This window comes from Parajatrophihabitans canadensis, assembly GCF_053764775.1.
The window spans coordinates 478,310-504,087 of record NZ_CM132445.1 but is presented as its reverse complement, the minus strand read 5'-3'; the positions used below and the strand labels follow the sequence as shown (position 1 = coordinate 504,087).

At 62.9% G+C, this 25,778-nt stretch carries 24 protein-coding genes; 11 read left to right on the top strand and 13 right to left on the bottom strand.

What is annotated here, in order from left to right; translation table 11 throughout:
* Positions 1–147 precede the first annotated feature (147 nt).
* Positions 148–2,331 carry an acyl-CoA dehydrogenase gene (locus tag ACSMXN_RS02425; protein ID WP_022913678.1) on the top strand — a complete coding sequence of 728 codons (2,184 nt, stop codon included), beginning with the start codon at positions 148–150 and terminating at the stop codon, positions 2,329–2,331.
* A gap of 226 nt (positions 2,332–2,557) precedes the next feature.
* Positions 2,558–3,103 (top strand): hypothetical protein, encoded by a 546-nt coding sequence (locus tag ACSMXN_RS02420; RefSeq protein ID WP_022913677.1) that lies wholly within the window; start codon positions 2,558–2,560, stop codon positions 3,101–3,103.
* Between the two features lie 55 nt (positions 3,104–3,158).
* Here the strand turns inward: ACSMXN_RS02420 and ACSMXN_RS02415 are convergent, their stop codons facing one another.
* The 3 genes from ACSMXN_RS02415 to ACSMXN_RS02405 are packed head-to-tail and all read right to left on the bottom strand — an operon-like array spanning position 3,159 to position 5,294.
* Positions 3,159–3,887, bottom strand: coding sequence for an alpha/beta hydrolase-fold protein (locus ACSMXN_RS02415; RefSeq protein WP_081649159.1), 729 nt, complete (start codon positions 3,885–3,887; stop codon positions 3,159–3,161).
* Entirely contained in the window at positions 3,874–4,584 is a 711-nt protein-coding gene (locus tag ACSMXN_RS02410) for a cytochrome b/b6 domain-containing protein (RefSeq protein ID WP_022913675.1), read from the bottom strand. The genes ACSMXN_RS02415 and ACSMXN_RS02410 overlap by 14 nt, the downstream gene beginning before the upstream one ends.
* Positions 4,581–5,294, bottom strand: coding sequence for a molybdopterin-dependent oxidoreductase (locus ACSMXN_RS02405; RefSeq protein ID WP_022913674.1), 714 nt, complete (start codon positions 5,292–5,294; stop codon positions 4,581–4,583). Before ACSMXN_RS02405 ends, ACSMXN_RS02410 begins: the two co-directional genes overlap by 4 nt.
* A 186-nt stretch (positions 5,295–5,480) precedes the next feature.
* Here ACSMXN_RS02405 and ACSMXN_RS02400 point away from each other — a divergent pair, with 186 nt between their 5' ends.
* Positions 5,481–7,421 (top strand): hypothetical protein, encoded by a 1,941-nt coding sequence (locus ACSMXN_RS02400; RefSeq protein WP_022913673.1) that lies wholly within the window; start codon positions 5,481–5,483, stop codon positions 7,419–7,421.
* Positions 7,390–9,066, top strand: coding sequence for a S8/S53 family peptidase (locus tag ACSMXN_RS02395; protein ID WP_022913672.1), 1,677 nt, complete (start codon positions 7,390–7,392; stop codon positions 9,064–9,066). Before ACSMXN_RS02400 ends, ACSMXN_RS02395 begins: the two co-directional genes overlap by 32 nt.
* Positions 9,067–9,131: 65 nt before the next feature.
* Here the strand turns inward: ACSMXN_RS02395 and ACSMXN_RS02390 are convergent, their stop codons facing one another.
* Complete coding sequence (locus ACSMXN_RS02390; protein ID WP_027139526.1) at positions 9,132–9,506, bottom strand: hypothetical protein; 375 nt, start codon at positions 9,504–9,506, stop codon at positions 9,132–9,134.
* Positions 9,507–9,844: 338 nt separating this feature from the next.
* Here ACSMXN_RS02390 and ACSMXN_RS02385 point away from each other — a divergent pair, with 338 nt between their 5' ends.
* From ACSMXN_RS02385 to ACSMXN_RS02375, 3 genes are read left to right on the top strand one after another with little or no spacing between them, the layout of a single operon-like run.
* Positions 9,845–10,207 carry a metalloregulator ArsR/SmtB family transcription factor gene (locus ACSMXN_RS02385; RefSeq protein ID WP_022913670.1) on the top strand — a complete coding sequence of 121 codons (363 nt, stop codon included), beginning with the start codon at positions 9,845–9,847 and terminating at the stop codon, positions 10,205–10,207.
* The gene (locus ACSMXN_RS02380; protein WP_027139525.1) at positions 10,194–10,679 is read left to right on the top strand and encodes an SRPBCC family protein; all 486 of its coding nucleotides are present in this window, start codon (positions 10,194–10,196) and stop codon (positions 10,677–10,679) included. The genes ACSMXN_RS02385 and ACSMXN_RS02380 overlap by 14 nt, the downstream gene beginning before the upstream one ends.
* A 56-nt stretch (positions 10,680–10,735) precedes the next feature.
* On the top strand, positions 10,736–13,111 hold the full coding sequence (locus ACSMXN_RS02375) for an FUSC family protein (RefSeq protein WP_022913668.1): 2,376 nt from the start codon (positions 10,736–10,738) through the stop codon (positions 13,109–13,111).
* Here ACSMXN_RS02375 and ACSMXN_RS02370 read toward each other — a convergent pair.
* Both ACSMXN_RS02370 and ACSMXN_RS02365 read right to left on the bottom strand, forming a co-directional pair.
* On the bottom strand, positions 13,108–13,956 hold the full coding sequence (locus tag ACSMXN_RS02370; RefSeq protein WP_022913667.1) for an ATP-binding protein: 849 nt from the start codon (positions 13,954–13,956) through the stop codon (positions 13,108–13,110). The two genes, ACSMXN_RS02375 and ACSMXN_RS02370, sit on opposite strands and share 4 nt — an antisense overlap.
* A gap of 45 nt (positions 13,957–14,001) precedes the next feature.
* Positions 14,002–15,000: a cupin domain-containing protein gene (locus ACSMXN_RS02365; protein WP_022913666.1), complete on the bottom strand. Its 999-nt coding sequence runs from the start codon at positions 14,998–15,000 to the stop codon at positions 14,002–14,004.
* A 208-nt stretch (positions 15,001–15,208) separates the two neighbouring features.
* Between ACSMXN_RS02365 and ACSMXN_RS02360 the strand changes: the two genes are divergently transcribed.
* The 4 genes from ACSMXN_RS02360 (at position 15,209) to ACSMXN_RS02345 (ending at position 19,124) form a co-directional block, all read left to right on the top strand.
* Positions 15,209–15,916 (top strand): GntR family transcriptional regulator, encoded by a 708-nt coding sequence (locus ACSMXN_RS02360; RefSeq protein WP_022913665.1) that lies wholly within the window; start codon positions 15,209–15,211, stop codon positions 15,914–15,916.
* Positions 15,917–16,159: 243 nt separating this feature from the next.
* Positions 16,160–17,641, top strand: coding sequence for a Rieske 2Fe-2S domain-containing protein (locus tag ACSMXN_RS02355; protein WP_022913664.1), 1,482 nt, complete (start codon positions 16,160–16,162; stop codon positions 17,639–17,641).
* Positions 17,642–17,684: 43 nt separating this feature from the next.
* The gene (locus tag ACSMXN_RS02350; RefSeq protein WP_196811304.1) at positions 17,685–18,737 is read left to right on the top strand and encodes an ABC transporter substrate-binding protein; all 1,053 of its coding nucleotides are present in this window, start codon (positions 17,685–17,687) and stop codon (positions 18,735–18,737) included.
* Positions 18,738–18,806: 69 nt separating this feature from the next.
* Complete coding sequence (locus ACSMXN_RS02345) at positions 18,807–19,124, top strand: non-heme iron oxygenase ferredoxin subunit (RefSeq protein WP_022913662.1); 318 nt, start codon at positions 18,807–18,809, stop codon at positions 19,122–19,124.
* Between the two features lie 12 nt (positions 19,125–19,136).
* Here ACSMXN_RS02345 and ACSMXN_RS02340 read toward each other — a convergent pair whose 3' ends face one another.
* Genes ACSMXN_RS02340 through ACSMXN_RS02310 form a run of 7 tightly spaced genes read right to left on the bottom strand, consistent with a single transcriptional unit; the run spans position 19,137 to position 25,759 of the window.
* Positions 19,137–20,102: an amidohydrolase family protein gene (locus tag ACSMXN_RS02340; RefSeq protein ID WP_022913661.1), complete on the bottom strand. Its 966-nt coding sequence runs from the start codon at positions 20,100–20,102 to the stop codon at positions 19,137–19,139.
* A gap of 4 nt (positions 20,103–20,106) precedes the next feature.
* Positions 20,107–20,889 (bottom strand): alpha/beta fold hydrolase, encoded by a 783-nt coding sequence (locus ACSMXN_RS02335; protein ID WP_022913660.1) that lies wholly within the window; start codon positions 20,887–20,889, stop codon positions 20,107–20,109.
* On the bottom strand, positions 20,889–21,755 hold the full coding sequence (locus ACSMXN_RS02330) for an SDR family oxidoreductase (protein ID WP_022913659.1): 867 nt from the start codon (positions 21,753–21,755) through the stop codon (positions 20,889–20,891). The genes ACSMXN_RS02335 and ACSMXN_RS02330 overlap by 1 nt, the downstream gene beginning before the upstream one ends.
* A gap of 30 nt (positions 21,756–21,785) precedes the next feature.
* On the bottom strand, positions 21,786–22,733 hold the full coding sequence (locus tag ACSMXN_RS02325) for an ABC transporter ATP-binding protein (RefSeq protein ID WP_081649157.1): 948 nt from the start codon (positions 22,731–22,733) through the stop codon (positions 21,786–21,788).
* A gap of 14 nt (positions 22,734–22,747) precedes the next feature.
* A complete protein-coding gene (locus ACSMXN_RS02320; RefSeq protein WP_022913657.1) occupies positions 22,748–23,593 on the bottom strand; it encodes an ABC transporter permease in 846 nt (281 codons plus the stop codon).
* 13 nt (positions 23,594–23,606) lie between these two features.
* A complete protein-coding gene (locus ACSMXN_RS02315; protein WP_022913656.1) occupies positions 23,607–24,656 on the bottom strand; it encodes a DODA-type extradiol aromatic ring-opening family dioxygenase in 1,050 nt (349 codons plus the stop codon).
* 47 nt (positions 24,657–24,703) lie between these two features.
* Positions 24,704–25,759, bottom strand: a complete 1,056-nt coding sequence (locus tag ACSMXN_RS02310; protein WP_155958401.1) for a dihydrodipicolinate synthase family protein — start codon at positions 25,757–25,759, stop codon at positions 24,704–24,706.
* Between the last annotated feature and the right edge of the window lie 19 nt (positions 25,760–25,778).

Sequence of the window (25,778 nt, the reverse complement as noted above, 5' to 3'; positions counted from 1 at the left end):
CGACATAACGCATCGCAGTCAGGCCCCTGCATCGTGTGTGGTCGACCCGGCCAGCAGAGCTCTGTGATCTATGCCTCGCCCGCGACGCAAGGGCAACGGTAACTGCGGGCTGTTCAGGTGACGAGGGCCCGGGTTACGGTGGGCCTCATGCCCCTTGCCATTACCGAAGACCACCGGTCCCTCGGCGACGTCGTACGTTCGTTCGCCGCCGCCAACGACCTGCGAGCCAGCGCCCGAGCGGCCCTGAACAACCCGACAGCCACCGTTTCGGAGTTGTGGCAGAAGATCGGTGCCCAAGGCTGGCTCGGCCTGCACATTCCTGAGGAATACGGCGGTTCAGGCTTCGGCTTGGCCGAAACCGCGGTGGTCGCCGATGAACTCGGCTATGCCCTCTCGCCGGCGCCATTTCTGCCGTCGGTCGTCGCTTCGGCAGCGATTGTCGCCGCGGGCACCGACGCCCAGCGCAAGAGTTATCTCAGCGGTTTGGCTGACGGTTCGGTCATCGCGGGCGTGGCGCTCTCAGGAGAGGTCACCAAAGGCAGCGACGGCACGTTGTCCGGCGAGGTCAGCGGCCTGCTGAGCGGTTCGGCGGCCGCCCTGCTGCTGATCAAGGTCGGCAACGACCTGGCCATCGTCGAGGCTGGTCAGAGCGGCGTGAGCGTCAGTGACACCGTCCCGCTGGATCCCTCGCTCGGCTACGGCACCGTGACGTTGGCCGGGGTCGCGGTTAGTCCTGACGCCGTAATTGCCGGTGGCCTCGAACCTGCCGTGCTCGCCCTTCGAGTGCTCGCATCGGCCGAGGCGTCCGGTGGGGCACGGGCCACCCTCGACATTCCCCTTGCGTACGCCAAGATCCGTGAACAGTTCGGCCGGACGATAGGCAGCTTCCAAGCGGTGAAGCATCACCTGGCCGACATGCTCGTCCGGCTCGAGGTCGCGACAGCAGTCAGCTGGGACGCAGCTCGCGCGGCTGATGCGGTCAGCGCCGGTAACGCACAGCCGGATCAGGCAACGCTCGCCGCGGCCGCGGCATCGGTGCTTGCGGCGACGGCTTACCAGACGAACGCCCAGCTGTGCATCCAGATCCACGGCGGTATCGGCTTCACCTGGGAGCACGACGCCCACCTCTACCTGCGGCGCGCAGTCAGCCTGCGTAACCTGCTCGCCGATGGTCAGGGCCGAGACGCCGCTGAGAACACCATCTACGAATTGACCGGCGCGGGTGTCCGCCGCGAGTACGGCGTGGATCTACCGCCAGAGGCGGAGCAGTATCGCGTGCAGGCCCGTGAATTCCTGGCGCAGTACCTTGCGACCGACGCGGCCGACCGGCGCAAGCTGCTCGCCGATACGGGCTACCTCGTCCCGCACTGGCCGGCCCCGTTCGGCCTCGGCGCCGGACCGGTCCAGCAACTCGTCCTCGACGAGGAGTTGACCGACGTTGATCACCCCGACCTCGGGATCACGGCTTGGGTGCTGCTCACACTTACCCAGACCGCCACCGAGGAGCAGGTACAGCGGTGGGTGCCGCCTGGGCTGGCCGGCGAACACATCTGGTGCCAGCTGTTCAGCGAACCCGGCGCGGGTTCGGACGCCGCTGCGGTCCAGACCCGCGGCGAAAAGGTCGAGGGCGGCTGGAAGATCAACGGCCAGAAAGTGTGGACGAGCGGCGCTCAGCTGTGCAGCCGCGGGTTGGCGACCATCCGCACCGATCCCAGTGCGCCCAAGCACAAGGGCATTACGGCGATGGTCATCGACATGCACGCTCCCGGCGTTGAAGTTCGTCCGCTTCGTCAGATCACCGGCGGTTCGGGATTCAACGAGGTCTTCTTCGATGACGTCTTCGTCCCCGATTCCGACGTTGTAGGCGTCGTCAACGACGGCTGGAAGGTCGCCCGAGCAACTCTGGGCAACGAGCGGGTCAGCATCGGTGGCGGCCTGCCTGGTCGCTTCACCGCTGATCAGCTGATCGACCTGGCCGCCAAGTACGGGATCAACGACGCCGGAACTCGTCGCGCCATCGCGTACCTCATCGCTGAGAGTCAGGCCCTGCAACTGGTCAACCTTCGACAGGTTGCCCGCGCCGTTGCCGGGTCGGGTCCCGGTCCGGAAGGCAACGTGACCAAAGCGGCCGGCGCCGAACACTCCCAGGCGATGTCCGAACTCGCGGTCGAGATCGCCGGGCTTGCAGCGGTGGCAGGCACCGACGATGGTGTCGCGGTCGGTTTCCTGGGCGGCCGCTCATCCACCATTGCCGGTGGCACGTCAGAGATCACCCGCAACGTGATCGCTGAGCGCATTCTCGGGCTTCCTCGCGATCCTCTCAACCGCTGATCACCTGATGCGGGGCTGTCATCCTCGGACGGCCCCGCACTGATCCTGAGCGATACCAACGCTTTGTTACAAATAGACTCACCGCGCCAGGTGCTTAAGATCTCCGCCCAGCTGTCGATCAAGGGCTTAACATCGAGTTTGTTCGAACGTGGCGGGTGAGCTGGCACCGGTCCTTCGCAGCCGCCGCGTCTACCGTCCGGCGTGTCGAGACTGTGCGAGGTGGCCCATGATCGCTCCCGCAGTAACCCCTGAACTGGCCGAACGCTCTCTCATCGGGGCATCGGTGCACGCGTTTTCGGTGCGTGCCCATACCCGTGCGAAGCCGAGCGATCAGACCGACCTGGACTTCGCGCGCCGAATACCGACCCCCGACGAGCTCGCCGAGTCTGCCACCGTCTACGCGATCAGCCTGGTGTGGTGGGCACATCGCGATCTCGCGTCCAGGCGCGAGCTCCTGGAGACCGCGGTGTCGCTGATGCTCGTGCAGATCACCGACAACGCGAGCGAGCGGCCTTACGAGGCGGGCTACCGGATCTATGCCCACCGGCTTGTCGAGGCAGCACTCGCCCCTAAGGTGCACGCGAAAGAGATCGACCTGCGCAACCTGGTATCCGGTGTCACCGAGATTGACTTGATGACAGCGCGATTCGCCGACAACGCAGTCAATGCAGTGCTTTTGGCTGACCGTGAGTCCTTCGGTGATCCCACCCGCTCGGCCGAGACGATGCGCGACGAGATGATCCAGCTGGCCTTCTGCCCGAAAGCCGCGTAACCCCACCCCTTTTTGGCGAATCGTGTAACGCTCGGCATCAATACGATGCCGAGCGTTACACGATTCGCCGGACGGTGGTAACGACTAGGTCCGAGGCTGCGGTCACCATGTCAGCGGGTACCTCGTGGCCGCCGATGAACTCCCGGTAGTCGACGTCGTATCCCTGGCTGGTCAACTTGGCAACGATTGGTCGGCTACAGCGGTCGATCGGCAGTACAGCGTCCTGCCGCCCGTGTGAGACGAAGACCGAGGGCTTGCCGGACCGCTCGCCCGGAACCGAAAACCCGGGAGAGAAGGCCAGGATCCGGTGGAACAGTTCGCCATTGGTCAAGCCCAACGACAGCGCGTACGAGGCGCCGTCGGAGAAACCGGCGATTGCGATTCGTTCTGCGTCGATGGTGAACTGATCGAAAACCGCCGGTAACGAGCGGTCGAGTTCGGCGACGTCCGGACCGAAACCGCCGCGGATGATGTCCCACGTGTAGTCCAGCGACTTGGGGGCCAGCACCAGAAACTTGCGACGCTCGGCCTCCGCTTGCATGATCGGCAGCACCTGAAGCGGATTCGAGGTGGCACCATGCAGCAGTACCACGAGCGGAACGGCCCGTTCGGGTAAAGCCGACGGCACGAACAGGGCAGCGGTGCCTGACTCGGCCAGCCAATTGAGACCGCTGGGCAGCGGCTCTCGGGTCGGCGACGACGGCACGACAGCTAATGTGCCAGCTTGCCAGCCACGCTGCACCGCATCCGGTACGGCGTTCTCACCAGGATCAGCGGCCGTCATGGTGATCTCCATAGTCGGTCATGCCGCCAGTCACGCCGCCAGTCTTGCCGCCAGTCATGCGCTCTCGGTCTATCAGCAACGCATCTTCAGCGGGCGGTGCCCCCATTATTTCATCTGCCCAGGCAGCGTGTTCTGCTCGCGCCCAGTGAGCCGGAACGCGACCTGTTCGCATACCTTGGCGTGCATCAGGATCCTTTATCGCATAAAAGATATGTCCAACGACAAGCAGGCCGATACCAAGTGCGAACCAGTCGTGGACGAAGGTAGCCCCGGTGCGCCAGGACAATCTGGCGATACCTGTGAAGTACATGATGATCCCGGTCCCGAACAGGACGAGTATCGCGCCGGCGCTGAGAGCGGCATTCAGTTTCTGACCCGCGTTGAACTTACCGACCCGAATTGAACCGTCGCGTCGACTTCTACGCCGCAGCCAGCGCCAGTCTGCCGGCGTGAACCGATTGAGGCGACGCAGGTCCAGCCGGTATGCGGCCGAGACGACACCGAGAACTATCGGGACGGGCAGCGCAAGACCGGAATAGACATGCACCAGCTCGACTACGTGCCGATGGCCGGTCGCCACTGCGAGCGAGCCGTTGTACAAGATCGCGGCGGTAACGATGCAGCTGATCATCAGAACCGCGATCGTCCAGTGCACCGCCCGCTCGACCCTGCCAAACCGATGAACCGTGGCGGTCATCCGTTTTTGCCTTTTTCCTTACTGATGAAACCATCCACAGCGTAACCGCGGTGTTCCCAGTAGCCCGGTTCGACATCGGCAGTCAGCTCGACGCCCGAGAGCCACTTCGTGCTTTTGTAGCCGAACATCGGGGCGACATACATCCGCACCGGACCACCATGGTTGTGCGTGATCGGGCCGCCAAGCATCTGCAAGGCGACGATGACGTCATCGAGGCGCGCTTGCTCGAGGGTAAGGCTCTCCGTGTAGGTGCCGTCGAACGAACGAAACCGCACCGCGGTCGCCTTCGGGGCAGGCCCAGCGCGGTCAAGCAGCGTGGACAGTCGCACTCCGGACCAGTGCACCTGCGGCACACGCCACCCGGTTACGCACTGGAAATCGCGGATCAGCTCGACCTGTGGCATTGCCTGAAGATCGGCTAGCGAGTACGACGCAGTGTGCGTGACCAAGCCATCGACCGCGAGTCGGTAGTCCTGCGCGTTGCGGGTCGGCACCGATCCAGTGACCGAATAGAACCGGAAGCTGTCACCAACTGGTACCAGCGAAAAGAGCCCCGTCGGGTCGCGGAGCTCGATCGGCGCCAGTATTTTTGCCAGGCCGTCCTGTAGGGCCTTGCCCCCGAGCACGCCCGCGAGGCCGAGCGCGCACAGGCCCAGAATCGTCCGTCGCCCTACCGGTTTGCCCTCAACCTCCGGGCGGTTGTGTTCCACGCTGGACCTCGTACCTCAACACTCTGCCGATTCGCCGAATACGCCCCCGATCTCCGACTGTAACCACCGTTGGACAGTCCGGCGACCAACGCCGACGCGCACGTGGCCGGCCGGGCTTGCAGTCTTGATGATTCACTGAGAACCTCTAACAACTTCACATCGGAGTGCGTGTCAGGGCTATGTCACATGGGGGTCGGCATGCTCGGAGTGTTCCAGCTGCGGCTACCGCTTTTCCGCACTCTGTTGCTATGCATCGCCGGCGCCCTCATCGCCATTCCGGCGGTGTCCGCGATCGCCGCGCCCGGTGACAGCAACCCGCCCGCGGTCACGTTCGCAGACAGCACGTCGCTCGCCCTGGCAGCGAAGCCCGAGCCGGTTCTGATCGTGAACAACAGCGACACGACCTGGGCGATCACGCTCACTGCTGGGGTCTACCCGGATGACCCAGGGTCGCAACGAGTTCCGATCGCCGTTACGCCCACCACGATCTCCGTACCACCCGCCGGTTCAGCTCAGGTCACCATCGGCCCCGCACCGAATGCCAGCATCAGCGGTTCAGGTTTGCTCGATGCCGTCGCGAAATCTGGCAATCAGACCATCGTTTTTCACCGGCCAATCTCGGCCGGGCCGGCGACTGTGAAGCCAGCGGTGAAGAAGTGGTCGGCTACCCGGGTGGGTTGGTTCTCGACTGGACAGCTCGCCGTCGGCAGCCTGCCGAATCTGCCGTTACTCGCGCCTACTTGCGATGGAGTGCAGAGTGGCACGGCCTATCTGACCTCGGACTCGCGCGTTGCTCCGCTGAAATACGAGTGCGTGAAGCAGGGCGGTACAGCTGAGATTCGTTTCAACGGCGACGATGTCCGGCACGCGGGCCAGTACAGCGGCACGCTGAGTATCGGCGGCACCGATGTCGACATCTCGCTCCGCCGCACAACCGTTTGGCTCTGGCCGCTGCTGGTCATTCTCGTCGGGTTCATCCTCGCCAGCGCTCAGCAAGCGTGGACCAGCAACTACCGTCCGCTGCGCCGAGCGAACAATCGGCTCACCGCAATCGGCAAGGAAGCCTTGGACAAGCAACAACTCTTTATCGAGAATGCCGGCAACGAGAACTATGGCAAATACAACTTCCAGACCGGAGTTCTGCAGCAGATCAACAAACTCCAGCGAACTCTGGACGCTCTGCAGCCGGCGTGGGCACGACGGTGGTTTCTCGCGTTCGTCCCCTGGGCAAAGGACGAACATCAGGACGAATACGACAAGGTCATCACCGATATGACCGCCCTCGAGCAGGTCGTGACCGACTGGCCGGCGCTGTCCGACGCGCTCGACATTCTCGGCAGCAGTCTCGCGGCGACGAAGGCCGACGGTTCGTTTGCAATGGCTCCGTTGCTCGTGGACCGGGCCGGAGCGATCCTCAATCCGGTCGCTCAGGACGCCGCGGGCGCACCTAGCTCAGCAGAGATCGACCTCGACTTCAAAGCGGCTCAAGCGCTGGTCAAGGAGGTCGGTGAGACCAGCGTCGCCCTGGCATTGCTACCGACTGCGAAGCAGCTGGGCGAGCAACTCGAGGAGGTGGAACCCGGCGATGGCTCGGTGCCGAGCGACGAAGCGGTGTACGAGGAGGCAATGCGAAAGTTCCGCCAGGCGCGGTCCGAACTGGCCATCGCGGAATCTGCTGAGGCTGTGCAGAAGGCCAAGGTGGACACCTTGCTAACCGACGCCCGGGCGTTGGTTCTGCAACTCGATAAACCCGTTACCGCAGAAGTAGACCTCGCCGCAGTGGTCGAGATTCAAGACGACGCTGCTGCGCAGCTCACCCCGACAAGCGGCCTGTTCGGCTTGTTCCCCAGACTTGCCGGCGCGCTGAAGCGCGGTGCCGGCAGCGTGCGTTCGGTCGATTCCGTATGGCTTTTCGTCTCATTGGCCGTGGCGGCCTGGACGGGCCTAGCAGCGCTGTACGTCGGAAAGCCCTGGGGTCAATGGCAGGATTACGTCGCGCTTTTGGTGTGGGCCTTTGGGGGCACCGCCGTTCTCACCTCACTCTTGTCGGGTCTGGCGAATGTGGCTGCCGGACCGCTTGTATTGAAAAAGACTGATGACGACGCCAAGCCCGCAACGGCCGCCTGAGCCCGCAGCGTCCGAAGCGCCGGACGGACCGGGCCGGCCCCCGGCGGCGCCCAGGAGACGGCTGCTCAAGGGGACAGTTTGGCCGCTGATCGCCTGGCGGGCGGGTGGCGTTGGGACGTGGCTGGCGCACCGAGTAACGCCCGAACGTATCTGGTCACTCGTGCCTGGTGAGCTGGTAGTCGCCACTGTCTCCGATCAGGCTCGGGTTGCGATCGAGGCGTCGCTGGCGGCGCAGAGCGAACGGCGTGTTTTCAAAGTGGTCGGCTACCGGTCTCTGCTGCCCGGCGGCGAACAGGACCGGACCTCACCGATCGTCGGCGCCTGGCTGGTCAACGTCGCTCGTGGCAGTGAACAGCCCGTACTTCGCGAACTCGAATACCGAGTGGCACTGGCACTCGAGACGGCTGGCGGTTACCAAGGCATCGACACCAGATTGTCACTCGCGGCCGCCCGGCATGCCATGGCCGCTCACCAGTCTCGCCGTGTTCGGTTGGCGGCTCAAGCCATGGTGCCTTCGGCGGCGATTGCGTTCACTCCGATGCATGAACGGTACCGAGAGCTGATCGCCACCGGCGCCGAACCCAGCAGGCCAGTATCAGTTGCCATTCTGGATTCTGCCGTCAACCTTGGGCATCTGCCGCCCGAGGTTGCGGATCGGGTGCACCCTGGTGAGGCATCTCCGGATTACCAGAATCTGACTCCAGGCGCGCATGGTGCCGTCACCGCCTCGGTCATCGCTAGTCTTGCCGGTACCGCCGACATCGAGGTCTTCCCGATCGCCGGTGTCGGCTCACCCGGCTCTGAGGCCGTGGTCGCGGCGTCGCTCATGAAGGCCAAGGCCTCCGTCATCGCGATGTGCCTGAGCTTGGATATTCCACCGAATCATCGTGAAGGCAAGACCAGGGAGGAAATGATCGGTCTCACGCTCAGGAAGCTGGATACCCATCAAGTTGTCATAGTGGCAAGCGGCAATCGTCTGAAGGAGAGGCACTCGGCAGCTGCCATATTCCCCGCGACATCGCCGACGGTCATGATGGTCGGAGCGCTGGACAGCGAACTTCGCCGACCGTTCTTCAGCCGGCATCTGTTGACCGATCGACGGCCGGCCAGTTACCTGATGGCGCCAGGCGGCCGGACGATTGGTAGCCGCGTCGACGAATCGTCAGTGCATGCAGGCCAAACACCTTTCGTCGGCACCTCGGTAGCGGCCGCATACGCCGCCGGTATCGTCGCTCGCACCTTGGGCACTCTCCGAGAGGGCGAAGAGGCTCCGACGTTCAACACGCTCTTCGCAGCGCTGGAGGTCGCGGCCCGTCGCGACTTCGAGGGCTATGCCGAAGTCGAGCACGGATCCGGTCTCATCCAGCAGCTCATCGAGGTACCGGCAGCTATGCCCGGCTTACCGCCGAAAGAGCCGCCCATGGTCAACCCGGCCAACCGAGTCGACCCGACCAACCGGGTCAGCCCGGCGGACGAAGCGACACAGCACCCGGTCTCTGAGCCGATCGAACGGGTGATCTTGCAGAGAACGCCCTATCCGAACCCGGTGCGACCAGATCGTCCAAGGCCTGCTCGCAGGTTCAAGAGGCGCAGGCGGCCGGAGCAGGGGCAGTCTCCAGTGCGACGACCCGGCGAGACACCGTGAATTCTCGCCCCAGGCCTAGTTGGCATCACCTGACTGGAAGCAAATAAACATCCCTTTACGCTTATTCAGAAGCGCGCGCGAAGGTAGCCGAAGCCGACGATGCTGGCGGCAATCAGGACTGAGCCGACGGCCACCCAAGGCCACGGACTCCACTCGGTGATACAGGCCGTCCCAGCGCGGTTACAGACCTCGCCAGGGCCGCCACGGTTGAGGAAGCCGATATAAAGCGCCACTTCGCCTACGCCAGCAACCGCCCCGATGGCACTTGCGTTGTAGCTCGACGGCCGCAACACCAGGATCAGCAGCAACGCCATGGTGATTGGCAGCACGATGAAGCCGATCGTCAGCAGTGTCAACAGGCCGAGCAGGCAGCCCACTCCGACGAGGTTCCAGGCGAGAAAATACCCAAGGGCGGGTTTTGCTGCCGTGCCCTGCGTCATTGCGAGACTCCTCCCAGCGGCGGCTGCCAGCCGATCCACTACGGCACCGGGACTGGGGCCTGAACGTAGCGCACCATGGCGACCCAGCAGGGGGAATTCCGAAGACGGCGAAAATGCCGAATCGAAGAAGAAGAGCGTCTGGTCGGGTGCGGTCGCCTCACGGCGGAGAGGCACGCCGTGGCTTCAGCCGAACGATCGTCCACGGCGGCGGTTAATTTTGGAGCCCGGGGACACAGTCACCCGGCCAGACGGGAATGTAACGGCTAGGCAGCCGCCGCTATTCCGATCAACCGAGCGACCGCCGTTGACATATACCTATATAGACATATGATTTTGGGATGGCTCGGGCGGCAACAACGGCAGATGCATTCAACGCGGTGGCCGAACCGCGCCGCCGACAGATCCTCGACCTTCTCGCCACCGGCGAGCTGCCGGTAAATGACCTGGTCGCCGCCGTCGGCTTAGCTCAACCGCTGGTATCCAAGCACCTGCGCGTGCTGAGGCAGGTCGGACTGGTCGAGGTGCGTGATGAAGGGCGCAGGCGGCTATATCGCCTCAACGGCGAGCCCCTCCAACCGATTCACGATTGGGTCAAGAACTACGAACGGTCGTGGACTAAGCGGTTCGAACTACTGGACGCGGTGTTGACCGAGCTCAAAGCCAGCGATGACGAAACGGAGAATCGACATGCAGACAAGTAAGGGTCGGGCCGTCGTGACGCTGCCCACCGACACCCAAATCCTGATCACACGAGAGTTCGATGCCCCCAAGCACCTGGTTTATCGTGCCTGGACAACGCCCGAGCTGGTAAGGCAGTGGTGGGCCGGCGAACGCGGTCGAGTGACAATCGTCGAGATCGATCTACGGGTTGGTGGAGCCTGGCGCTACGTGATGATCGCCAATGGCGGCTTCGAGGTTGGCTTTCATGGCGAATACCGACAGATCATTGAGAACGAGTTGCTCGTCTCCACCGAGAGTTACGAGGGCATGCCCGAGGCCGAGGCATCTGTAAACACCCTCTCCCTCACCGAAACGGACAGCCGGACGATGCTGAGTCTGCTCGTGCAGCATGCAAACCAGCAGGACCGCGACGCCCAGATCAATTCCGGCATGGAAGAAGGCATGCAGGAAGGGATGGATCATCTCGAGCAAATCGCCAGCTCGCTGCGCTGAAACGGCGGCGAGAGTGCTGGATTGACCACGGGCTCGGACTGCATGATGCTCTTGACGTGCCCTCATCGCTAACCCGAGCCGTTCAGTGGCTCGGTACCCACGATCGCAACTACGCAGCACTGCGACGAGCCGGTAGAACGGCGATCGTGATGCCCGCGATGTTTGCCTTGGGCGACGAGGTCATCGGTAACCCGGTGCTCGCCACGTTTGCAGCCTTCGGGTCCTTCGCGATGCTGCTGTTGGTCGACTTCAGCGGGCCGATGCGCGAGCGCCTGCAAGCCCAAGCCGGGCTGGTCGTCGTCTGCGGGGTGTTCATCACGCTGGGCACGCTTGCCTCGCGCAACGCCTGGCTAGCGGCTGCGTCGATGGCGGTCGTCGCCTTCGGCGTGATCTTCGCAGGCGTCGCCAGTTCCGTCCTGGCCAGCGCGACGACATCGCTCCTGCTTGCCTTCATCTTGCCGGTCTCACTCGCCGGGCCGCCTTCTTCGATACCGGACCGGCTCGCCGGCTGGGGACTTGCCGGGGCAGCATCGATCATCGCGATCGCGGTGTTGTGGCCGGCACCGACCCGAGACCCGCTACGTCGATCGGCCACCGCCGCCTGCCGATCGCTGGCCACGCTGCTGCGAGCAGAGGTCGACTACGCGCTGAGCGCCCGAGATGATGCCTCCGCGCTCGACCGCGAGCGGGCCCTTGAGCAGGCTCGCGAGGCCGTAAATGGTCTTCAACGCGGCTTCTTGGCGACCCCGTATCGTCCGACGGGATTGAGCACTCCAGCAAGAACCGTGGTGCGGCTGGTCGACCAGATGAACTGGCTGAACGCCATCGTGATCGAGTCCACCCCGAGCGCGAACTCGATCATGGCCAATCCAACGGTATGCGAGGTCAAGATCGCGGCCGCCGCGGTGCTGGAGGCCGGTGCCGAGTCGCTCGACGCGACGGGCGGGAATGATCGCGACCTGCAGGCGGCATTGGCCCAACTCAGCCAGGCGCTCACCAAGCTCGAAAGCGACGCCACGACTGACCTGCCAAGCCGCTGGGTGCCCACCGCCGTCAATCCGTCCGACGCCAACGTCAGTGACCTGGTCACTGCCCTGGACCCGAGTTTTCGCGCCCAGGAACTCAGCTTTGCCGTATCACTGATGGCTGACACTATCGATCTGACGGCCGCTGCCGAACGACGCACTTGGTGGGAGCGGCTCATCGGTCGCCAACCGATCGGCGTCGGCGGGGCTCTCGCATCGGCCCAGGAACGAGTCACCGCTCACGTCGATCGGCATTCAGTATGGCTGCACAACAGCGTGCGTGGCGCGATCGCGCTTGCGGCGGCGGTCTTCATCGCCGATTCAACAGGCGTGCAGCATTCCTTCTGGGTCATCTTCGGGACGCTGTCGGTGCTTCGCTCGAACGCTTTGAATACCGGGCAGAACGTGCTGCGCGCGATCCTGGGCACGCTTATCGGTTTCATCCTCGGCTCCGCTTTGTTGGCGTTGATCGGCACGAATACCACCACGCTGTGGATCTTGCTTCCCATCGTGGTTCTGTTCGCCGGCATCGCACCGGCCGCGATCTCCTTTACCGCTGGGCAAGTCGCCTTCACCCTCGTCATAATCATCCTTTTCAACCTCATCGCACCGGCCGGCTGGCGGGTCGGTCTGGTTCGGATCGAAGATGTTGCCCTCGGCTGCACCGTCAGCCTTGTCGTGGGCCTACTGTTCTGGCCGCGAGGAGCGCGCGCTGCCCTACGACGAGCGCTGGCCGAGGCGTACACCGACAGTGCTGCCTATCTCGTCGATGCAATCGACTTCGGCATGCTCCGGTGCGACGCCAGCGCCCCGACCCCCGCTGTTCCTGACCCGGCTGCCATCCGCGCAGCGGCGGCATCACGGCGCCTGGACGATGCTTTCCGCAACTATCTTGCCGAGACGGGCATGAAGCCGGTTTCCCTCGCCGACACCAGCGTTCTGCTGTCTGGTGTTGCGGGTCTGCGCATCACGGCCGACGCCGTCATGGACTTGTGGCATCGCGACGACGGCCAGGCACCCGGCGAGCGCGGAGCCGCTCGATTAGAGGTGCTTCAGACCACTCAGCGGGTCACGCGTTGGTATGACGACCTGGCCAACAGCCTGCTCGATCGCAACGAGGTCCGTGAGCCCGTCCCGCCGGACGATCTCGCCGACGTACGGCTGGTCGAAGCTCTACGCAGGGATCTGGCTGGCGACCACGGTAGCGCGAGCGCAACCGCGATTCGGATGATCTGGACAGCTGATCATATCGATGCGGCTCGGCGTCTGCAGCGGGGAATCGCCACACCCGCCCGAACGGCGATCGAGCACAGCGTCGAGCACCCGTTTGACGATTTGTTGCCTGCTGCGATTACGCAGCGATTGCGCCAACGACGCCGCCCGCTCGAAGCAACCGAGGCCAACTAACGAAAGCCGAGTGCCAGCGACTCGGTGCCGAGCAGCTGCGTGATGTAGCGCTGGAATACGAAGTGCTGAGCGTCGCGCAGGCTGCGCACCGAGTCTGCTGCTGCGGCCAAACGAATGGCGCTCAGCAGATCGGTAGTCGCGTGCGCAGTCAATTGCAGATCGTCCGCTCGTTCACGCACGAGTCCCACCAACGTCTCGACATCAGGGTAGGGGACCTCGTACTCGAGAAATCGATCGCGGATCGCCGAGTCAACGAGGTCTGATCGGTTGCTCGTCAACACCACGGTCGTTCGGCTCGTGTCGAGATCATCAATGGCGTGAAAGAAAACGCTGTCCTGGGAGAAGTGCCACTCCTTGGCGTAGCTGCTACCGCGTGCCATCAGAACGGACTCGATGTCGTCGAAGATCAGGACGGTCCGCTGGCCCGGCGTTCCTAGGCCGCTCTGCGCAGCCGAGAAGATCTCGCGAATGCGGCGCTCGCTCTCGCCGTACTTCGCACGCGCTATTTCGCTGCCGTCGAGCAGCACGGTAGCCACGCCGTCCGTCCCGCGTTCCCGGGGAAACCGTAAGCCCAGCTCGTAGCCCAAGCGCTTGGCGAGGGTCGTCTTACCGACACCCGGTGGGCCGCTGAGGAAGAAGCCTTTGACCATCCCGCGGCGCACGTTGTGCTGCCATTGATGTTCGACGATTTTCGACAGTTCAGCCAGCAACCGGTGATAGAAGTCGCCGACGATCTCGTGGGCGTTCGCGGAGCGGCTAGCGCCCGGATCGAATTCGGCCGCGAGCTCGGCGTGGCTGAACAGCGTGCCACCAGGCAGGAGATGCTCGTGATGGCTATGCGTCATCGTCTTTCCCCATCGGTATGGTTTTTCCCATCGGTTGCCGGACGGTCAGTTGGTGCGCTCACGGTCCCGCTCGATCGGCCCTGCTTCCAAGGCGTTGCCGTCGTTGTCGAAGATGCGCTGGCTGGCAAAGCCTTCCGGCCAGATATTGGTGAACCAGGTCCGAATGCCGAACGCGATCCGCAACTGCTCGACGCGGTTCGGGTTGTTGTTCGTATGCTCGTGCTCCCACATGGCTGGCGGAACGTACAGCACGTCGCCGGCCTCCCACGGCACTTCTTTACCCTGCATCTCGGTGTAGCCCTTGCCCTCGATCGCATAGACCACGGCTTCGAGGTGCTTGTGCCGGCCACTGTGATGAAATGCCTCATCCGACCAGCGGGTCGTGACAGCGACGCTGGTCGCCCGAAACCCATTCTTGGGCACGACAAGGTGCTGGGTGAAGCCGTGCTGGTTCCGGATCGCGGCGATGTTGCCCTGTGCGGAGAAGGACATGTCCGTCGGAGCATCTTCGAGATGGATGACGGCCCGGCCACCGTCGTTGCGGTAATACTGCGATTCCTCCGCAGGTATAGCCGCAAGCTCGCTCGCATCATGTGCGCCGCATTCGGCGAGTTGTTCGATCCGTGCGACCCGGACGAATCGCTCGAGATCAAAGGTCATGCCTGAGATGTAGAGCACCGGGACGGTGCCGGTGTTGAAGTGCTGGTGCTCAGCCCAGAACGGCATGAAGAGCGTGCTACCGGCGTGCCAGTCGAAGCGCTGACCCTCGATGACGCTGAAGCCCTCGCCACTGAGGATGTGCATGGACTCCTCGCCGTGTCGATGGCGGCCGGTATGCCATCCAACCGGAATTTCGGCCTTGAGGACGTTGCTTCCCATCGTGGCGAACCCGAGCTCGTTGGCAACCATGAGCTTGACGCGGGCGTCTTGCGGGGTGGACACCCAGGGGATGTCCCGGTCCCGGGCGACGGCTCCGGACGCCCACAGCTCCTTCTGGATCTCATCCGGTGTTTCCAGCCAGGCGTCGTAGAAGTTCTTGGCCATCGGGTAACAAGTCCTCTCTCTGTATGCTGTCTACACTAGCCGTAGGCACCGTGCGGACGGAGATGTGATATATGAGATGTCCGCCGATAGCGGGATTCAGCGCAAAATACAAGATCGATTCGGTAGCCACAGCCGAACGGGATAGAGCATACTGTTGTCCAGTTAGACAGCCGTCTAGTGCGGACATCACCGATCATCAGGAGCACGGTTGACTACCTCAGCTAACATCTCCGGCGACCGGCGCCTGCGCCGCCGCACGACATCTGACACCGTTGCCGACGAGCTGCGCGCCGCCATCGTACGTGGCGACTTCGTCGATGGCATGGAGCTCAACCAGGTCGACCTGGCCCGCGAGTTCGGTGTATCCAGAGTTCCCATCCGCGAGGCGCTTCGCCAGCTCAAGGCAGAAGGCCTCATCACCTCCGAGCCTCATATGCGTGCCGCCGTCGTCGGCCACACCCTTGAGCGCGTGGTCGAGATACTCGAATTACGCATCATGCTCGAGACCTACCTGCTAGGACGCAGCGCCTCCCGGATGACTCCGGAGAACCTCGCCGCGTTGCGGGAGATGACCGTCAAGATGACCCGCAGCCGCACCCATGACGAGTGGCTGAATCTCAATACCGAATTTCATGATGCGCTGTATTCCTATGCCGATGCACCCATAGCGCAAGATCTGGCCCACCAACTCACCCTTCGGGTGCAACGTTACGTCCGGATGGTGCGGTCAAGCCGACGGCATCGCTCCGGGGACCCGAACGCCGAACACGATGAGATTCTCGATGCCCTCGATCGCGGCGACGTCGACGAGGCCCGCAGCCATTTGGAGAGCCACATCCAGCGGACGGCCGAGCAGGTCACCAGAATCTTCAAGGAACGCGACGAGGACCCTAAGGCCATCCGAAAGGCTGAGTAGCCTTGGTCTAGAGGTCGACCCGCCCGGGTAGTACCGGAGCCGTGCACGCGGCAGGTATCGCAGGCATTCGTAGGCATCCGGACGGTAACGCAACCGGCAGTGTGACGGCGCTCCCTTGCTTCTGAATACAGTTGCCGCCATACTCGATTTACCAACCAAGCGCGTCGGTTCGGTGCTGGGCGGACGGCATTGCCCATTTGCACATAGGCCGATCGACTGCTGTGCCGTTCGAAGGGATCGCTTGTGGGCGCGAATATCCGGTTTCATGAATGGCGTACCGAGCGCCAAATAAGAGCTGGGGCGACAAGAGGAATCCGGCCGCCAAAGGTCAACCCGCTGGACGAGACGCTCAATCCCCTGCCAGCCGACGGCGAGACGGTCAAAGACCGGCGCCAGCTCGTCCCCGCACTCGGTCTGCGCGAATACTGGTGGCCCGCGCTTCCGACGAGCAAGGTGCCCACCAAAGGTTCGATCTACTGGAAGATGCTCGGCGAAGAACTGGCCTTCTTTCGCAACAAGGACGGCAGCGTGGCTGCGGTCAGCGACGTTTGCCCGCACCGTGGCGCTAGCCTCTCCCGCGGGCACACGTTCTATCCCGGTACCTTGTCCTGTCCCTATCACGGCGCCACCTTCGACGGTAAGGGTGAGTGCAAGGCATTCATCACCGAAGGCCCCGCCTCCAAGATGGTGGGCGATTTGAAGGTTCGCAGCTACCCGACACAAGAACTCAAGGGCTGGGTCTTCGTCTGGATGGGCAAGGAAGCCCCGGCACCGATCGAGCAGGACGTGCCGCCCGAGTTCTTCGAACCCGACTCGACGCTCATTCTCACGACCTACACGTACTGGAAGAGTTCCTGGATTCTCGCGATCGAAAACCAGGACGACCCGCACAACTCCTTGTACGCCCACCGCAACTCCTTGATGCAACTGATGTCACCAAGGTTCCGCGCCCGCACTCCTACGGGCCCGCGCGCGAAGTTGGTAGAAGACCGTGCGCTCGTGATCCTGAACCTGAATCAGAAGTACTACGCCGACGAAAACGGCAAGGTTCCTTACCAGATGTACTACCCGGGCGTCGATGGTGTTTGGCCGTTGTCGTTGTGGCGCCAGCGAATCTGGAAGCTTTTCTCGCCTTGGTACAAGTACATCGTCTGGCGCCCGAGCCGTCTCAACCGTCGCTTCGAGGTCGAGGCCGAAGAGTGGGGCGCTGGCCGCGGCAGTTCGTGGCATCTGCCGGCCATCGTGCGACGCAACTTCAACACTTACATGTTCTCCCGTTGGGCTGTTCCGGTCGACGCCGAACTCTCACGAATCGTCTACATGCACGCCCGGCGTACCTCGCAGCCCGGCACCCAGACCGCCTTGAAGATCTGGTGGCGGCTTTATTACAACTGGTGGAATTACTACAACTTCTCCGGCGCCGACGACAAGGTCGCTTCGCCCTCGCGCTACTGGACACCCGAAAGCCTCTCTGCAACCGACTCACACCTGGTCATGCTGCGGCGGCTGATCACCGAACGGTCCCGCGATGCCAAGCTTCGTTTCGCGCGTGGACAGAAGCCGGAGAACGCGAACAAGGTGACCACCCCGGGAGAGCAGGACGGCGTAGAGCGCCAGGTCGGCGTCGGGATGCAGCCGCCCGACGACCTACTCGATGACCTGCCTACCTTCGAGGGTGGCCGAACCACCGCGCTTCCGATGTTCATCTCGGACGCGAACAAATAATCCAGAAGCCAAGGCGCGTTACCCTTTCAGAAATAGAGGAAAAATGACTGGCAGACGTCTGCGGGCGATACCGACCGCAGTGGCCGCGGTGGCAGCGGTAGCCACCCTCCTTACCGCGTGTAGCTCAGCGACCAAGAGTTCGAGCTCGGACAGCGCCGCCAGCGGCTCCGGGGCGAGCAGCGGATCGCTGACCAAGCTCACAGTGGGTATACCAGCCAACTCGGCTGCGGCTGCGTTCATCCAGCTGGCCGTCGAGGCCGGCCTGACCACCGCAGCCGGGTTGGATGTCACGCTCAACTCGAATCTGCCACCCGCGAACACCCCCGCCGCTCTGGTCTCGGGCAGTATTCAGGCCTCGGCGCTCACGTCGGCGGCAACCCAGGCCAGCAGCAAGGGCATTCCGGTGATCAACGTCCTTGCCACTGCAAGTCACGCACCATTTGTGATGGTCGCGGGCCCCGGGATCAGCAGCCTGAGCCAGCTTGCCGGCAAGAAGGTCGTCACCAGCGCCGCGACCGACACCCCAGGTACTGAGACGAAAGAAATCCTCACCAACGCCGGCATCGCCGACCAGGTAAAGGTAATCCCGGTCGGAACGGTGCCGGGCCGCTCGGCCCTTTTCGTCAGCAAGCAGGCCGACGCGATCTATGAGGCGTTGAACCTCGCCTTGCAAGACGCAGCGAAACGGCCTGGGTCAACGATCATCGCAGACAACAGCAGCATTCCGTCGACGCCCTCGGATGGGCTGGCCTTCACCACGTCCTACCTGAAGAAGAACCGGGCGACGGCACTCGCCTTGGTGACGGCATGCATGCAAGCTGCGAACATGATCAAGAACCAGCCCGCGACGGCTTCACCGCATCTGATGAAGATCTACAACCTGACCAGCGATGAGGTCGGCCAGTTCATCAAATATCAAAAGGACAGCATCGTGATCAGCGGCGTGCCGAGCCAGACGTCGTTCGACAACCAAGCCGCATTGTTCAAGAGCCAGGCCGGTAGCGATTCCAAGGTGGACTGGACCAGCGATCTGGTGGCCAAGTCCTGGGACACCTCCGTCGCGACAGACGCCGCTAAGACACTCAACTACAGCTGAGACTGGCGGCCCGTGCCGGCGAGATAGCTCGTCGGCGCGGGTCCAGCCGCTATTGAAAGGAACGTAGCGATGCCTTCGAATTGGGTGCCTGTCTGCCAGCGTAGTTCGCTGGCCGCAGGAGAAATGGCCCTCGAGGACGCGAACGGCGAAGAGGTCGTGCTGGCCGAGGTCGACGGTGAGGTCTTTGCCTTCGCAGCGATCTGCACACACGCGCTGGGCTATCTCGACCAGGGCGAACTCGAGGGCCACGAAGTCCTTTGCCCACTGCACGAAGGCCGATTCGACATACGTACCGGCAAGGTCATCTCAGGTGAGCCCGAAGAGCCGATCGACGTGTACCCAACCAAGATCGACGGTGACACCGTTTACGTCGAAATCAACGACTGATCCGACGAGTGCTCACATGCCGAGGAAGGCGCGCGCGTTCGTGTTCCGGATCAAGTCGAGAGTTGCCGGGTCAAGGTCCAGGTCGGTCAGCGGCCACTGTGGCTCGATTTCCAGAAACGGATAGTCCGACCCGATGACGATCTGGCTGGTCCCGACGAAGTCCATCAGGTACCGCAGTGCAGACGGGTCGAACAACAGGATGTCGTAGAACAACCGGCGGGCGATCTCCGCTGGCGATGTCGTCAAGCGGAGACGCATTTTCTCCTTTGTCTGCCAGGTGAATATCAGACGTTGCAATGCCAGACCAAGGCCGCCACCCCCGTGACTGGCGCACAGCCGCAGCGTCGGGCAGTCCTGCAATATGCCGTTGGCGATCAACCCCGCGACCGCAAAGGCGATATCCAACGGGAAGCAGACGGCGCTCGCGGCCGGCCCTGCGACAGAGCCAGCCCAGGGAGGCTGGAAAGCGTGCAGGAACACGCTCAGACCAAGACGGTCAGCTTCGAGGAAGACGTCCTTGAAGCGAGGGTCGGCGATGCTCACCCCGTTGATGTTCGTACCGAGCTCGACGCCCTGCAGTCCGAGTGCTTTCACATCACTCAGTGCGTGAGCGGCGGCGACCGGGTCCTGCAGCGGCACCATGCCCAGTCCGAAGAACGCACCGTCACCAGCCTTTATCGCGTCGGCGAGCCAGCCGTTGACACCGGCGCAGAAATCCGACGCGGGGCCGATCGGCGCCCAGTACGAAAACAGATGTGGCATCGGCGAGAGCACCTGGGCGTGGCTGCCTCGGGCCCGCATATCCTGCTGGCGTAGGTCGAGGTCCCACGCCGTACGCGTGACGGTCCGGTAGATATCGCCGGCGACCATGACATCACCGGTGAGCTCACCGGCGCGCAGAACGGGCCAGCGGTCGTCGCCAGTAACGCCGAAAGGCAGGCCGTCCGGCACCACATGGGTGTGCACGTCGATGGCCACGGGTTCAGGCCACCTGCGCACTCTCACCGAGGATCGCACCGAGCGCATGGATAACTGCATCGGGTTGTTCCAGCGCACTGAGATGCTTGCAGTCAGGCAGGACGGTCAGCGCGGAATTCCGGATCGATGCCGCGAGGAGTTCGGCATGCTTCGGTGGGGTCGCCTGGTCGAGGGCTCCGACGACGACGGCAGTAGGAACGTCGATGCCGGCCAGTTGTGACCTGAGGTCCATCGCCCCGAGGGCGGTGCAGCTCTTGACGTAATTCTCGATGTCGTTGCGCTGGAAGATTTCCAGCAGCTCAGCTCCGAGCTCGGGGGAATCCTTCGTAAACGCTTCGGTGAACCAACGCTCGAGCTGGAAGCCGGCGAGCGAGGACAGCCCTCGTTCTCGTGCTTGTTGTGCGCGTGAGGCCCAAGCCGTCGGTGCGTCTTCGCCGTACCAGGCGGTGGTGTCAATGAGGCCGAGCTTGGCTATCCGTTCCGGGTGTCTGATCGTGAGCGCCTGTGCCACTGAGCCGCCGAGTGACATGCCGATCAAGGTCACCTCGGCCATCCCCAGCTCGGTCAAGAGCTCCGCCACCGCATCAGCCATCGTCTCCACGCTGTCCGGGTCTCCGTGGGGACGCGCCCCGTGGCCGGGCAGATCCGGCGTGAGGACCCTGCTTTCGGGCCCCAGCCGCGATGCGAAGTCACTCCAAATCGTCCCGTCCAGCGCTAGCGAGTGCAGGAGCACGACCGTCTGCGAGCCACCCGGATTGATGAGGTCGTAGCGTAACGATTCACCCATCAGATCATGCTCGATCCGCCGTTGACACTCAGAATCTGGCCCGTGATGAACGAGGCATCATCTGAGGCAAGGAACGCTACCGCGGCGGCTTGTTCCTCGGGCTCGGCGCGGCGGCCCATCGGGATCGTGGTGAGCACTCGGTCGCGAAGTCGCTCGCGGGCCTGCTGATCCGCCTCGGTCATCGAGCTGTAGCGGGGCACGACTCGATCAGGCTGGGAGTTCGTACCGCCCGGCGCCACGGCGTTGCAGGTGATGCCGGTCTCTGCCAGTTCACGGGCAATGCTCGTGGTCAGCGCATGAACGCCGCCCTTGCCGATGTTGTAGGGCGCGCGGTCCCACAGACCATTACGTACCGACTCGGCTCCGGTGTTGACGATGCGTCCGTCGCGACGCTCGATCATGTGGGGCAAGACCGCTCGACAGCAGAACAGCGCGGGCAACAGCGACCGGTTCATCTCGACGAGGATCTCGTCCATTTCCCATTCGACGAACGGCTTGAAGTTCGTCGCACCGCCGACGATGTTCGCGAGGATGTCGATTCGGCCTTCAAGTTCAACGGTTTCCTTGACCAGGCGGCTCACCGAGTCGTAGTCGGTGAGATCGCCGATCAAAGCGCGCACCGGCGCACCGTGTTCGGTGAGTTCAGAGACGGTGCGCGCTGAGCCCTCCTCGCTGCGGTCCCATACCACTACAGTCGCTCCCTCGGCTGCGAACCGCCGGGCGACCGCGCGACCGATACCCTGGCCAGCTCCGGTGACTACTCCTATCTTGCCGCGTAAGCGATTACGTGCGCGCTCGTCCAGTTGCTCTGCGAGGGCATTCGCCGTCAAGTTGGTCTCATCGGTCAAGTGCGTGCTGTCCAACACTGCGTTCTGCTTCTTCCTGTCGGGTGGAGCTCAGAGAATTTCGTCCGGCTCGCCATCGGCGTCTCCGTCAGCGGCAGTCATCAGCAGCTCGCGAAGGCCTCGGACGAGTTCGCCGAAGTGTGGATCCTGCCGGGTCTTTTCGATCGTCCGGTTGCGGCCGAGCGGAATGTCGAACACGCCCTGTACGACGCTGCCAGGACCATGAGAGAGCACGACGCACTTGTCTGCGAGCAAGACCGCCTCGTCGACCTGGTGGGTAACGAGCAGGATTGTCTGTTTGGTGACTTCACGGATCCGCAGCAACTCATCGCCTAGTCGGTCACGTGATTGTGGGTCCAGAGCTGAGAACGGCTCGTCCATCAGGAGCAGCACGGGCTCGTTGGCCAATGCTCGAGCCAGGTTCGCCCGCTGCTGCATGCCGCCGGAGAGCTGATGTGGGTATCGATCTGCCGAGGCGGACAGCCCGACCAGATCAAGCATCGCCCCCACCCGATCCTTGATTTCGGCTTTGGGCACCTTGCGCAGCTCCAGGCCGTAACCGACATTGCGTTCGACCGTGCGCCACGGCAGCAGTGCAGGGCTCTGGAATACCAACGAGCAGTCGGTGCGCGGGCCATTCACAACACTGCCGTCGACGAGGAGCTGGCCCTGCTGGTAGCCGAGCAAGCCACATACCGAACGAAGGAAAGTCGACTTGCCGCAGCCGCTCGGGCCGATCAGTGCGACGAGTCCTTCGTCCGCAACGCTGAAGCTGAGCGACCGGACGGCTTCGAAGAATGATCCACGGCGCTCGCTGAAATATCCGATGCCGACGTCCTCGACTTCGAGCTTGAGCCTACCCTTGGCGTTGACGGAGGCTGAAGCTGGTTTTGGCGCATCGTCCAAGGCCGCGGCACGAGCAGTGTCGCTACCGTTGAGTCGACCCGTTTCCTGTTCGGTGGGCACGAGTTTGCTGTCCTTACGATTGACGGTTGACATCAGTGCGCGCCGCGTCATGACGTTCTCCAGCGCTGAAAGTGCTTTTCGAGCAGCTTGAGCAGTTGCGTGGCGATCAGACCGAACGCAGAAATGACCACCAAACCGGCGAACAGTTGCGCGGCCTCGAAGCTCTGCGCCGCGGCCTGCATGGTGAAGCCGAGACCCGAACTCGAACCGGCGAGAAATTCGGCAACCACAACACCAATCAGGCCATTGCCGATCGCCAGGCGAACGCCGCTCAGCATCTGCGGTAGCGATCCAGGGATGACCACGGTTCGCAGCAGCTGCAATTTACCGGCTTTCTGCGATCGGGCCATCTCCATGAGCGTCGGGTCGACGGTTTGCACGCCAGTCATCGTGTTGATCACGATCGGGAAGACCGCCATCAAAAAGACCATGGCGACACCGGTCTCGCGCCCGATACCGAACCACAAGATCAACAGTGGCACCAAGGCGATCCGAGGCGAGGCGTAGACCACGCTGATGAAGTAGTCGAAAAAGTAGCCGACGCGGCGGAAGAACCCCATCGCAAGCCCGAGCACCAGGCCGACGACGAGCGAGAGTGCCAGGCCGTAGATGAAGGTGAGGCCGGTCGTCTTGCAGTCCTTGTAGAACTGCGCGGTCCGCACGTAGTCCCAGAGCTGCTTGCCAACATCTGTCGGTGAGCTGACGAATAGCTTGTTCACCCAACCGACATCGGCAGCCACCTGCCACAGGATCAGAAAGAGCACCAGGCAGAGCGTGCCCCAAAGGATCGACTCGTTACGACGGAGGCGCGCCCGCCACGGCGACATACCCCACGGGACGGGCGTCGCCGGCCGCACCGGGCGCGCGACCTCCTTCGTTGTCTGCGTCGTCATCAACGAACCTCACTCAGAAGAGCACGAATGCCTTGTTGGAATTGAATATGTGCGTCTCGACGAGCTCGGCCCATTCCAGGGTCTTGCCCAGCTCGGCCATCGCGCCGAGCAAACAGAACCAGTTCAGCATCTCTTGCTGGCCGGATTTCTCAATCGCGTCCAGCGGGTACGAGCGCCAAACTTCATCGTCGCCGTTCTTCAGAGCATCGAACAATCGGCGGTCAGTAGCCACGTCCGGGTACAAATAGCGGTTGCAGGCGGCGAGAAACCCATGCGACCAGCTGGCCGAGGCAACTAACGCTACCTTCCACGGGCTGTCCTGCAGGACGCGGGCGGTGGCCGCCCCGAGATCGAAGCAACGCTGCGGTGACGGCGATGGCGGATCGAGCTGGTCGCCCGACGGCGGGTTCCCTGGGTCTACGAACAGCCCCTTCGCCGAGACCACCAGCCGGCCGTAGCAGTTCACGGAGATCGGCAGGATCGGATATGGAAATCCCTTGCGGTCGTAGTCGAGGTAGAGCACGGTGTTCGTGAACGCATGAGACAGCCCGGGGTACTCGTTCGGCCGGTAGCTGTAGGCCATGTCGAAGCCCGCTTCGATCAGCCCGGTGGTGAGGTAGCGACCAGCTTTGTTGTTACCGGCAATCTTGATCTCGGTGTCGACGTCCTCGCCCCAGGCATTCTCGCCGAGGTGGAAGTTCTGCCACGGCTTGTGCACGAACTCGTCGTAGGCGAGTACGCAGAACGGCGGGATGATGCTCTCTTTGAAATTCTCGTATTGGTCATCTCCCCAGATGACCACCAGATCTGGATTGAACTCGTCGATCCGGTCACGCACCCGACTCAGATTTTCACGCAGCCGCGCGCGATGTACCGCCGCCGCCGCGAGCCCGTTGTCGTCGGCGAGCTCGGCTACCAGCTCGGCGGGTAGTGCCGCCGCCGTTTTCGCCTCTTCGGGCGTGGACGGGTGATTGAGCATCCGCGAGAAGGCCGATGTCATCCGTTCGTCCTGCGCTGCCAGCGGCGGGAAGTGGGTCATTCCCACGCCCAACACTTCGCCCACTACTTCCTCCTCATTGAGTTTGGTAGCCGTGTCCGCTCACTGCTCGATTACGCAGGGTTACGACTCTTGAAGAATTCGCTGAAATCGGTCGGAACAGAGTCGATGATGCCGCTGCGCACCAGGCCTTCAGCAGTGCGTCGCATCGCGCCGTCGGACAATTTCATGGCCGGCTGGCGAAGCGGGCCGCCGTTGTAGCCGGTCAGCCAGGCCTGGTACTTCCACAGGTAACGGTGAATGAAGTTGGCACCCTCGAACGCAGCCTGTTCCGAACCGCGGGTTACCCGCGCTGCCTGGGTCTTCCAGTAAATGTCGATCGCTTCTTCGCGGCGACCCTCGGTGAGCGCGGCGAACATCTTGGGCATGCGATCACCGTAGTACTCGTAGTTGCTCGTTCCCATCCACTGCATACCGAAGACCTCGGTCCAGATAGGCGCGTTCGGTTCGAAGGGATCCGACACGACCACGTTGTGGTTCTGCAGGGCCTTGAAACATTCGTAAGTGCCCGTGGCGCCTGGACGGCCAACCTCGTACTTGACGCCGATCACGTTTTCAAGATCGGCTAATTCGACGATGGCGTCCAACGGGTAGCCGCTGGGGTGGACGCGCTGGAAGTTCCAATGCTGAGCGCAGAACAGTACAACGCCCAAGTCCACGGAATCGCAGATGTTCTTGGTGTAGTCGATCAAGTCTTGGTTGGACTTGGGGTAGAAGCTGTTGGGGTGTCCGAGGAGCACAGCGTCCAAGCCTACGGCCTTTGCATCCTTGGACATTTCGATGATCTGCTCGGATGTGTCGAACGCGCCGTGCAACAGGATCTGGTGCTCGCCGTTCGCCTCGTCGACCGCAATCTCCATGAACTGCCGCATCTCCTGCAGCGATATCCCGACCTCGGAGACCAGCAGGGCGCCGGTGAAACCGAGTTCGATGTTGCGCCGGACGTCGTGACGGATGCCCGCCTCGTTCAGGCCCGACAGGTCCGACTTGAAGCTGGGGATGATGACGTTGCATACCCCAAGGAGGTTCTCCTTGGCCCAGTCCTTCGCCTCGGACTTCTCATAGCTAACCATTACTGCTCCCTTTGGTTGTTTGGAAACTGTATCCACTTAGTAAACTCTGGTCAAT